The 10,738-nt window shown below is 60.5% G+C and carries 9 protein-coding genes; all 9 read right to left on the bottom strand.

Going from position 1 to position 10,738, the window contains the following annotated elements; translation table 11 throughout:
- Positions 1–455: 455 nt before the first annotated feature.
- A complete protein-coding gene (locus ACTXGA_RS21840) occupies positions 456–1,610 on the bottom strand; it encodes an alpha-hydroxy acid oxidase (protein ID WP_443396837.1) in 1,155 nt (384 codons plus the stop codon).
- 47 nt (positions 1,611–1,657) lie between these two features.
- Positions 1,658–2,608 carry a sugar kinase gene (locus ACTXGA_RS21835; RefSeq protein ID WP_443396836.1) on the bottom strand — a complete coding sequence of 317 codons (951 nt, stop codon included), beginning with the start codon at positions 2,606–2,608 and terminating at the stop codon, positions 1,658–1,660.
- Positions 2,605–2,844, bottom strand: a complete 240-nt coding sequence (locus ACTXGA_RS21830; protein ID WP_443396835.1) for a hypothetical protein — start codon at positions 2,842–2,844, stop codon at positions 2,605–2,607. The genes ACTXGA_RS21835 and ACTXGA_RS21830 overlap by 4 nt, the downstream gene beginning before the upstream one ends.
- A complete protein-coding gene (locus tag ACTXGA_RS21825; RefSeq protein WP_443396834.1) occupies positions 2,841–4,292 on the bottom strand; it encodes a polysaccharide lyase family 7 protein in 1,452 nt (483 codons plus the stop codon). The genes ACTXGA_RS21830 and ACTXGA_RS21825 overlap by 4 nt, the downstream gene beginning before the upstream one ends.
- 233 nt (positions 4,293–4,525) lie before the next feature.
- Positions 4,526–5,407 (bottom strand): NAD(P)-dependent oxidoreductase, encoded by an 882-nt coding sequence (locus ACTXGA_RS21820; RefSeq protein WP_443396833.1) that lies wholly within the window; start codon positions 5,405–5,407, stop codon positions 4,526–4,528.
- A gap of 43 nt (positions 5,408–5,450) precedes the next feature.
- Complete coding sequence (locus ACTXGA_RS21815) at positions 5,451–5,783, bottom strand: cupin domain-containing protein (protein WP_443396832.1); 333 nt, start codon at positions 5,781–5,783, stop codon at positions 5,451–5,453.
- Between the two features lie 71 nt (positions 5,784–5,854).
- On the bottom strand, positions 5,855–8,176 hold the full coding sequence (locus ACTXGA_RS21810; protein WP_443396831.1) for a heparinase II/III domain-containing protein: 2,322 nt from the start codon (positions 8,174–8,176) through the stop codon (positions 5,855–5,857).
- A gap of 84 nt (positions 8,177–8,260) precedes the next feature.
- Complete coding sequence (locus tag ACTXGA_RS21805) at positions 8,261–9,826, bottom strand: extracellular solute-binding protein (RefSeq protein ID WP_443396830.1); 1,566 nt, start codon at positions 9,824–9,826, stop codon at positions 8,261–8,263.
- Between the two features lie 29 nt (positions 9,827–9,855).
- Entirely contained in the window at positions 9,856–10,737 is an 882-nt protein-coding gene (locus ACTXGA_RS21800; protein ID WP_443396829.1) for a carbohydrate ABC transporter permease, read from the bottom strand.
- Position 10,738: the final 1 nt, after the last annotated feature.

Below are 10,738 nucleotides of genomic sequence, written 5' to 3'. Positions count from 1 at the left end.
CAAAAATCCCATGTCGATCACTCCATATCTCCCCGACCAAATCCGTCGGGGCAACGTGTTCACATGGGTCAGTTCTCAGTGAAAATCTGGGGGGCTACCGGGTCACTTCTCAGCGGAAATCAACAGGTCAGCGGCCACAAAAGTACTTCGAGCTTGGTGGGTCGCCCCGCGCAGTGGGACTTCAAGCCGGAATAGTCCAACAAACTATTGGATGGAAAAGTGTCCCACCGTTACGTAAGCCCTTGAAGTTCTATTGCTCTGTGATGCCGCCCCCGGGCACCATTCACATCATACCTTGTGGCCGATGTGAGAGTTTGCACTCGATCTATGGACATGCCACTTTTTGGAGGTCACACAGGGTATCACCCTCCCTTTGCCCTCGCATCCCAACCCACAGGTGGACTCGGACAGCTGCACAACCGACCGGGACTCTCCTCAACCGGCTGATCTGCCGTTCAATCCTCAGACAATCTCATTTCGCCGAAATCACTTGAGAACAACAGCGATCTGTCCAGATCTGCTGCATCAGTCACGCCCAGCATGCCGAGATCGGCGCACAGCTGGACCCTGAGCAACTCGATGGCGTGACACACACCCGCTTCGCCCGCGATCGCGGCGGCGAAATTGAACGGCCTGCCGACAAATACGAAATCCGCGCCCAAGGCCCGCGCCTTTAGGATGTCGGTGCCGCGCATCACGCCGCCGTCCAGCATCACGGCCATACCCCCTGCCCTCTTTCGCGCCGCCGCAAGGACGCGCAGAGGCGCAACGGCGCCGTCCAGCTGGCGTCCGCCATGGTTCGACAGGATCACGCCCTCGACCCCCAGATCAGCAGCCCGGCGCACGTCGTCGGGGTGCAGGATACCCTTGAGTACAAGCCGGCCCTTCCAGAGGCGCCGCACCTCGGCCAGCATGTCCCAACTCAGATGCTCACGCCCCGAAAAATCCCGCACGGCCTGCCGGGACAGCAACGGAGCCCCGCGCGTGGCGGTTGCGTTTTCGAAATGCGGCGGACCGTGCTGCAGGAACGTTCGCAGGAAGGTGGCCAAGGCCCAGCGAGGATGGCTCATCCCCTGCCAGAGCAGCGACAGACTGGGACGCAGCGGCGTGCGAAAGCCTGTGCGCAGGTTGTTTTCGCGGCTGGGCACGACGGCGCTGTCCACCGTCACGACAAGGGTCTCAATGCCCGCCCGGGCGACCCGATCCAACAACGCCGCGATGTCCGGCGGACGGTGCGGGAGATAAGCTTGATACCAGACGCTTGGCGCGGCGGCGACGATCTCTTCCAAGGGGATCAGAGAGGCGGCGCTGATGACCATCGGGATCCCGGCCTGATTCGCGGCGCGCGCAAGGACCAGATCGCCGCGATAGGCGGTCAGGGCGGATACCCCCATCGGAGCAATGCCGAACGGCAGGTCAAAGTCCAGGTCCATCACTTTGCAGGACAGGGATCTGGCCGACACGTCGACACCTACCTTTGGCAAGAACCCGATCTCGGAAAAGGCCTTGCGATTGTCGTCGTAGGAGGCGTTGGTCTCCGCCGCGCCCGCAACATAGCCAAAAATCGGCGGCGGCAGCCTGCGACGGGCGGCAGGTTCAAAGTCTTCCAACGCGAATATCCTGCGCAGACTACGCGGTGGCGCGCCACGCCCGGCCATCATCCGGCCCTGCCTTGGGATGAAAGGGAAAGCCGGTCCTTGTCGAGCGGGACAAGGGCGCCTTTTCCGCCCACAACCTGTCCCGCGACCGCAGCCGCCTTCTGGACCCGCGCGCTCATCGGGACGTCACTGCCCCAGTCTGCAAGGAATCCGGCGTTGAAGCTGTCCCCGGCGGAGGTCGTGTCGATCAGCTTGGACACCGGCGCAATGGCAACCTCGAACCGCGTGCCTTGATGCAAGACATACACCGGATCCGGACCATTCTTGACCACCACGGTCGACGCCCCCGCAGAACGGTAACGTTCGGCTGTCGCGACCGGATCGGCATCGCCGAAATGTGCGGCTTCGTCCTCGAACGACGGCAGCAGAATGTCACTGACCTTGGCACCCTCGGTGATCGCCTGTTTCATCCGCGCCTCATCCGGCCAGAGTCGTGGACGCAGGTTGGGATCAAAGGCGACGGTCTTGCCCATCGCCCGCGCCACTTCCAGCCGCCGCAACAGCCTGCTCCGCGCGGCATCGTCGAGGATGGCAAGGGTGATGCCCGAAAAATAGATCAAATTCGCGCTCGCAAAGGCTGCGCCAAGTGCGGCGTCATCCTCGGCCAGAAGACGGGCGGCAGAGGTATCGCGCCAATAAGAGAAACTGCGCTCGCCATTATTCAGCGAAATCATATACATCCCGACACTGCGGCCGGGGTGCCGGCTCACATGCGTCGTGCCGACACCGGCCTCCTGCATGAACCGCAGCATTCGGTCGGAGATGTCATCGCAGCCGACGCCGCTGAGATACGAGACCTCAATATCCGGCTGCAACTGGCGCAGATACCAAGCGGTGTTGAACGTGTCGCCGGCAAACCCCAGCCGAAAATCGCCGGATACCTCCAGCGGAGCGAGTTCGGCCATGCACTCGCCGATACAAAGGATGTGAGGAGCGTTCGTTTCAGTCACAGCAATTCTCCCCGGCCGCGTTGCGACGCAGTCATTCCTGATGCCGGCTCCGGCGCGGCCGCAAACAGGACGCCGGAAGTGCTATCGGCATGCACGCTCGGGAAATCGCTCATTGGAAAGTCACTCCTTTGCTTTCCGCCATTGTTTTCAGCCAGATGACTCGTCATTCCCCATCCGGTCCGGAAGGCGCGCGTCACCGCGCGCCCCGGATTGCCCGCCAGGGTGAGGTCGATCAATCGTGCTCGACGTCCAGGGCAAAGAACGTCACCTGGTCAAAGTCGCGTTCCGGCCAGGTGGTGGTGTTGTTCTGCGAATAGGCCCCGGCCTTGAAGTACATGAAGTCCTTGCCGTGGCTGTAGCCACTTTCACTCATGTCAAAGGGCGGCGCTGTGATCACCGTACCGTCGTCGCGGGTGATCGACAGATGCAGCAGGGGTTTGACCGTCCCATCCACCTCTTCCGAGGTGACACGTATTTCGTAGGAAAACACCTCGTCCAGCGCGATGCCGTCTGCCGGGTTCTCGGCAAAATCGCCACGGTCGCCAATGACATTGACCCAGATGTCGTCCTTGCCCACCGCCTCATGTGCGTAATAGATCGCGCCGAACTTATTGGTTGGCAGCTTGCGGTAATACAGACGGATCGGCTCATCGTCCTTCGCGTGGATCTGACCGATGATGACGCGGCCCACCTTTCCCTTTTCGCCGATGCGGGTCACCTGATTGACCGCCAGCGTGGCCCGCATGACACCATCGACGCCGCCTGCCAGCGCCTGCGCCTCTGCCGGGGCGCTGCCGAAAACCCAGTTGTTCGGGTTCGGGGTCCCGTCGTCGATGCGGGTGCCGATGGCCGTATCGCCGCCACGGATCATTTCGCGCAGTTCAGAGCGGACGTAACTGGAATTCTGCGTGGTTTTTCCGCCGGGCACCGCGCGGAACACCATGCCGCCGGTTGCGGGGTCGGTGTAAAAGAATTCAGTGTCCTGCCACCCTTGCAGGGCGGTCTCCTCGATCTCATCCACCTTGCCATTGCCGTCCCGATCCACGGGCAGAGTGATCTTCCAGCGGCTCAGATCAAAGTTTTCGGACGGGGGCACATCCGTCTTCAGACCAAAGGCACCGACACCCGCAACACGCGCCACGTCGCTGCCGTCACCGGTGGCCATGATGGCCCCGGACCCACAGCCAAAGGCCTGCACTTCAAGCACGCTGTTCCACGCGCTCTTTTCGTTGCCCAGACCGATGACGCGCAAATAGCGGGCCTCGACGTCTTCGATATCCACGCGTTCGATTGCCGTGGTTCCGCCCTTCGTCGTCGTGTCTCCCAACACCGGAACATAGGTTTCCCCGTCCAGAGAGGCCTCTAGCCGGAACATGTTCAGCCGCTCATCGCCCTTGTAAAAGGCCAACCCGGCCTCTTTGAGCAACTGCGGCGCGCCCAGATCAAGTGTGAGCGCCTTGCCCTCCCCCTTGGATGACCAGCGCGAGTCCGGCGCGAAACTGCCGTCGATGGCCATTGCAGGGGCGTTGGTCTTGTCAAAGGTGCCATCGTCACTGGCCGAAACGATCTGCAATTGTGAAAGATCAGTACAGGCGGTTTGCGCAACCGCGGCGGTGCCGATCAGCAGAGCTGTGGCCGATGTACATATGAACGACAGGCGTGCGTTTTGGTAAGCGGACAGCATCGGGTCCTCCCTTGGTGTCTCGGTGATGATTTCGGGTGTCGGGGGTGCCCCATGCGCGCCCTCCTCCAGGGCGCGCACGGGAGGTGTCGGATCAACTGAAAAGCATGCCTCCGTCGATGTCGACATGGGCGCGGATCACGATTGCCGTCGTTCTCCGAAGTTTCATGGTCTCTCTTACCCGCCTCTTTGAATGACTGGTTCGATCTGCCGCGCGTCACACCGGATCGAGCGACTTATTTACCAAGCTTCAGGAAATAGTCGAAGATTTCCGGTACGTTGCCGTCACCCAGCCCCGCTGCCACAGCAGCCTGCAGGTTATGGGAGGTGCCTTCGGCAATTTCTGCCCGGGTGCCAAGATCCTCGGCCATCTTCAGGAAATAACCCAGGTCCTTGTTGGCATTGTTGATCGAGAACCCCAGATCGCTGACGCCATCGACCGCATAGTTCTTGCAGAACCCCATGAAGGGCGAATTCGACGGGCCGGTCGACATGATGTCATACAGCTGCTGGCGGTCGACACCGGCACGGTCGGCCACGGCGAACGCCTGGCTCATCGTGCAGACGGTGGTCATGCCCATGAAGTTGTTGATCAGCTTGGTCGTGTGACCCGCGCCCAACGCGCCAAGGTAGAAGACGTTTTCGCCCTGCTCGTCGAGCACCGGCTTGATCTTGTCGAAGGTCTCCTTGTCACCGGCGGCCATGATGTTCAGCAGGCCGTCCTTGGCATGCGCCGGGGTGCGGCCCAACGGTGCATCGACCATACCCGCGCCCTTGGCGGCGAGGTCCGCGCCAATCTTGCGGGTCGAGGCCGGAATGGAAGTACCGAAATCAACCAGGACCGCGCCTTCCTTGATGCCGGCCAGAATCCCGTTGTCACCATAGACGACTTTTTCCACCACCTCGGAGGTGGTCAGGCAGAGCATCACGATGTCGCTTGCCTCAGCCAGTTCCTTGGGAGAAGCCGCCTCCTTGGCATTGCCCCGGTCGAGCACCTTTTTGACGGCGTCCTTGTTGAGGTCCATGACGACAACCTCAAAGCCCCTTTTCTGAAGGTTCTCAACCATGTTTCCGCCCATGAGGCCGAGACCGATGAAGCCGATTACGGGTTTGGTCATACCCTGTTCTCCCTTTAGTGTTTTCTGGTGTTTTTTGATTGAATCAGAGGAAGTCTTCGCGGTGCGGCGTGAAGATATCCAAGAGCGTCCCCGCCTCGAGACAGGTGGCGCCGTGTACGACGTTGGGCTGCTTGTAGAGCGAGTCCCCGGCAGACACGATGTAAGTGTCATCGCCGACGGTGAACTCGAACTTGCCCGAGATCACGTAGGTGATCTGTTCGTGAGGGTGGTGGTGACGCGCGGCCACGGTGCCGGTTTCGAAATGCACTTCGACGACCATCGCGTTATCGTTGTAGGCGCCGACCTTTCGGGTCAGCCCGCCGCCTGCATCGTACAGAGCGTTTTCGTTTGCGGGGAAGTAGTTCTTAACAGTCATTTTGTCTCTCCACGACGTGGTCTGCGCTGAGGCACCGGCCCTCAAGGGCCAGCACCGCAAGGCGCAACGGGTCAGGTGTTGGCCAGTTTCTTCATCACGACCTTGAAGGTGTTTTCGTCGGCATCGGTGAAATAGAGATCGGCGTCATAGCCCTGGTCATCCATGAAGTTGAAGATCCGCTTGGGCTCACTCAGTTTGTACGGCACCAGCAGCGTGGCGATCCGGTGGCGCGTGGCTGCAGGGTATTGCGCGTGCAGACAGGTGCTGACCGGCAGGCCCTCGTAATCGGCGGGGTCGACATCCGGGAACCCGGTTTCCTGCGTCAAGACAGGCTTGCCCGCTTCGGACCAGACAACCTGACCGTAGAATCCCGCGCGCTCCCCCGTGTTGCGGAAAGAGGTCTTTCCCAGCTCATAGGGCTGGTTCGCGTGCAGCAGGAAATCGACCGTGACCGGCTCTGATGCGTCGACCTTGTCGACGATCACGAAATAGCTGTTGCGCACGAAATAGACCTCACGCTCTGCCAGCGTGACCTCGGGCGACAGCGACTGATAGGCCGCGGTGGCGTCACCCTTGATGTAGATGTGATCCTTATGCTCTTCGGCAGCTAGGATCTTGCCGGTGGCGGCCATCGCCTTGGCCTTGTCCTTTTCCGCGTACTGGCCTTTGCCGTTGATCAGGATCGCGTTCTTGGACCGGGTCTGACGCCGCCACTTGCGGTGCATCGTCGAATTGAAGGCCACGTAATAGCCGGACTGGATGGCCAGATCCTCGCCGTAGGCCGCCATGCAGAAGGCGTTCTGATCACCGTGGCTATGGCTGATGGAGCCATACTTGGACGATTTGAAGACGAACTGGATGTGCTCATCCGGATTGGCCATCGCGTGCTGGATACCGACCCAGCCAATGCCCCTGAAATGGCGCATCCCCGACGGCGGATCGCTTGCCTCGACCAGCGGGAAATCGGTCAGATAGGTCAACTCGTCGAAATTCGTGTCCCACCAGCCCCAGTTATAGAACGCACCCTCGGTGCCCGGGTTCAGGCGCATCAGCTCTTCGTGATACCACTGGTAGGCCCCGTTGCCGGTGACGCCTGCGTATTGCCGCAGGTTGATCCCAGTCTTGATGCAGGGCAGATCGCCCTGCGTGCTGTCGTCGCCAAAGGTGGCGCGGCGCGTGTTGGGCGCTTTGCAGAACAGCGGGAAATCCCCGGTGTTGCGGAAGAACGGGCGCTTGTAGAGGTCGATGCCGGTATAGCTTTTCAACCGGTTCGCCGCCTCGATCAGATAGGCCATGCCCATCATCCAGTAGTTCGTGCCCTCGGCCCAGCCGCCATCGGAATCGCCCCACGGGGAATAGACCGTGGCGAGGAATTCGATGCAGTAGTTCAGCCAGTCGCGCGCCTCGTCCTCTTCGTCATCGCCCAAAAGCGCGATGCAGGCCGGGATCAGCGTCAGCGACACAGAGCGCACCGCGTGGCTGTCATAGGGAAAGAGATGGATCTTGGCGTTCAGGATCGCGTGTTCGGCGATGTCGCGGGTGCGCGTTAGGAGGGAGGCGCGCACCCGCGCACGCTCGTCCTCGGACATCTGGTCATACAACCAGTCATAGCCCCAGGACAGCGCATTGGTGACCCGATAGGCCCATTCGTCGGTATAGGCGCGGCTGGTGACGCCCATGGGGTCCCAGCTTGCCGCTTCCAGCAGCCAGGCCTTGGCGCGGTCCATCATCGCCTGATCGCCGGTCACCTGACCGCCGATGGCAAGGTGGCGCACCGCGTACATGTGCTCTTGCAGGTCAATGTAGGTCTGGCGCCAGACGGGGGCGACGCGCTGGTGGTTCGGATAGCCCGCAGGCTCCTTCATCACCTCGCGGTCCATCCACGGCAGTACGGATTTCTCGTAGAAACTGGACCATGTGCAATGGTCCGGGTCGGCCTTCACGGCCGTACGGAACTCTGTCAGCCGATCCTGCGTCAGCCACAGGCGTGGGTGATCCTGCGCTGATTTGGCAAAACGCGCCTTGCGCGAGGGAAGCGGCGACTCCGGCAGCCCCTCGGGGATGGTGAACTGGCGGTCGGAACTCCACGAGGTGGCCGGCTTGCCGGTTTCCGGATCACAGACCGCGTAGGACCAGTGATAGTCACCCGGGGCCAAGGCCACTTCGGGCGTGAAGAAATTCATCGGCAGACGGCAGTAGAAGTGCGTCGCCTCGGTCGGGTACTTCGGATCGGTCGAAATGCGCAGCACGTATTGCGCCTCGTCCTCGATCACCGGCAGCCAGGTAAACCGTGGCGGGTTCTCGACAATGTCGGTCCCTTCATCTGGCGCGTACTGAATGGTCAGGCGGCCTGTCTTGGGTTCATCGAGCAGGGGAACGGAGGCGCCGGGCATCTCTGAGGTCTTTCTTTTGGACATAAGGGGGGTGGTGCGGCCGATTATCGGCCGCACTGATTGTCATTGAAAACGTCGGGGGACTTAGCCGCCGTACTGACGCTCGTAAGCAGAGTTCATGACCTCGAGCACGTCCTCGTAACCCATCTTGTTGAGGGTCGAGATGTAGTCGTCCCAGTCTGCCACGATGTCACCCGAGCCGAGGATCCAGGCTTGCTGGCGCTCCAGCATGTAGGTCCGCATGGTCGGCCAGTACTTGTCATAGACAGCCTGCTCTTCCTTGTTGAACGCAACACCAAGGAACTGCTCAACCAGCAGATCCTGGGTATCGTACAACTCGATCCCATCGCGCGCCGAGTCCCGCGTCCACTGCCACTCATAGCGGTAGTCCTGCGGATAGCCACGATAGACCTGTGCGCCTTCCAGATACATCTGGCTGTTCACCGGCTGACCCGATTCCAGCACTTCCGGCTTGTAGACCGGCTGGCCGTCGACCAGATCCCAGGTCTTGCCCTCGACGCCGAAGTTGGCCAGGAGCGCGCCCTCTTCCGAGAACCAGTAGTCAAAGTACTTGATGGTCTCGACCGGATGATCGTTGGAATAGCTGATTGCCCAGCCATCGGGTTTCATCGGAATCCGGCGGTTTTCTTCGATCCGCTTACCGCTGGCCGATTTCGGCGGCAGGAAAGGGATGAAGTTGAAGCCGTCAACCTTGTCCGCCAGTGCCACGTTGTAGCCGGAGGTGGACGCGAACCAGTCATGCGTCATGCCGCCCAGGTTTTCGCCCAGCAGGTAGTCGCGCGCCGAAGAACCGCGGGTGAACACCTCGGGGTCGATCAGGCCTTCTGCATACCACTTCGCAATGTTGGCCAGCCCGTCACGATACCCCTCTTGCGCATAGGGGTGCACCACTTGGCCGTCCTTGATATAGAACTGGTGATAGACGTCTGCCCCGGTCGAGCGTGCATCCCAAAGCGTCAGAAGGCGCAGAACCTCTTCCCAGTCGCGGACGAAGAAGGGGATTTCATCCTTTTCGCCGTTGCCGTTCGGATCCTGGTCGCGGAAGGCCACCAGCACGTCGTACAGTTCTTCGACATTGTCGGGACGTTCCAGCCCCAGATTGTCGAGCCAGTCCTGACGGACAAACCACGCGCGGGCATATTTGCCGTCCGGCAGATAGGGGATGTAATAGACATTGCCGTCATAGGCCTTGATCGCATCCCAGATCTCCGGGTGATCATCGAACCACGCCTTGATGTTCGGGGCGTGCTCTTCGACCAGATCGTTCAGCGGCACAAAGGCGCCTTCGGGACCGTACTGGTTGACCGGCTGCTTGATCAGGTTGCCGCCGACGATGTCGGGCAGGTCGCCGGTGGCGAGCAGCAGGTTCATCGCCTCGTTGTTGTCCTTGGTGTTGCGGCCCGAGGTCTTGTCGATGAGGTGAATGTTGGTCTTTTCGCGCGCCACTTCCTCAACCGGATAGATCTTGGAAGTATCGCCGCCGACGCCATAGCCCTGGGCGCGAGGCCAGTGCATGTGGATCGTCAGCTCCAGAGGCTTGTCAACGATCGGCAGATGGCTTTCGGCGAATGCCGGGACCGTCATGGCCGTGGTTGCCAGCATGGCAAGTGACAGTTTCAAAGTTCGCATGGTGTCCTCCCTTTTGCGAATTCTAAGGTTTATTCCTTCACTCCACCCAGCAGGATGCCCTTGCTGAAGTACTTCTGGAGGAAGGGGTAGATGAGCAGGATCGGAATGATCGAGCATACGATGATCGCTGCGGTGACAGTCTCTACGGAGTAGGCTGCGGTCAGCAGGGACGTGGCGAATTCCTCGTCATCGGAAAGCTCCGAGATGACCTTGCGCAGGTAAACCTGAAGCGGAATCTTGTCTTCGTCCTGCAAGAGCACCATGGCCCAGAAGAACCCGTTCCAGCGCGACACGATACAGAACAGCGCAACCGTGGCGATCGCCGGCTTCGACAGCGGTATGTAGACCTTCCACAGCACCTGGAATTCATTGGCACCATCCATCCGCGCCGCTTCCTCGAACGACTGAGGGATGCCCTCGAAGAAGTTGCGCAGAAGGATGATGTTGAAGCCGTTGACCGCAAAGCCGATGATGATGCCAAAGTAGCTGTCCAGCAGGCCAAGATCGCGCATGTTCAGGAAGAACGGGATCAGACCGGCGTTGAACCACATGGTAAAGGCCACCACCAGGTTCCAGAACCGCCGCCCATACAGTTGGGGCTTGGACAGGGCATAGGCGCCGGGGATGATGAACAGCAGGCTCATGATCGTGCCGCCGATCGTGTAGATGAACGTGTTCATGTACGACGTCCAGAACAGCGGCTCGCTCAGGACCTGCTTGTAGGCTTCCAGCGTGAACCCGACCGGGGTCAGGATCACATTGCCAGCGCGGGCCTCGAAGCCGGTGCTCATCGACAGCGATGCGATGTAGATGAACGGGTACAGCGTCGAGATCGTGAAGAGCGCGATCAGCACCATATTGACGATGACGAAGAGCTTGTCGCCGCGTGAATAGAGATTCATGTTGGTCATT

Origin of the sequence: Antarctobacter jejuensis (assembly GCF_052266595.1) — a bacterium.
GTDB lineage: Bacteria > Pseudomonadota > Alphaproteobacteria > Rhodobacterales > Rhodobacteraceae > Antarctobacter > Antarctobacter jejuensis.
This window is presented reverse-complemented; position numbering and strand designations above follow the sequence as displayed.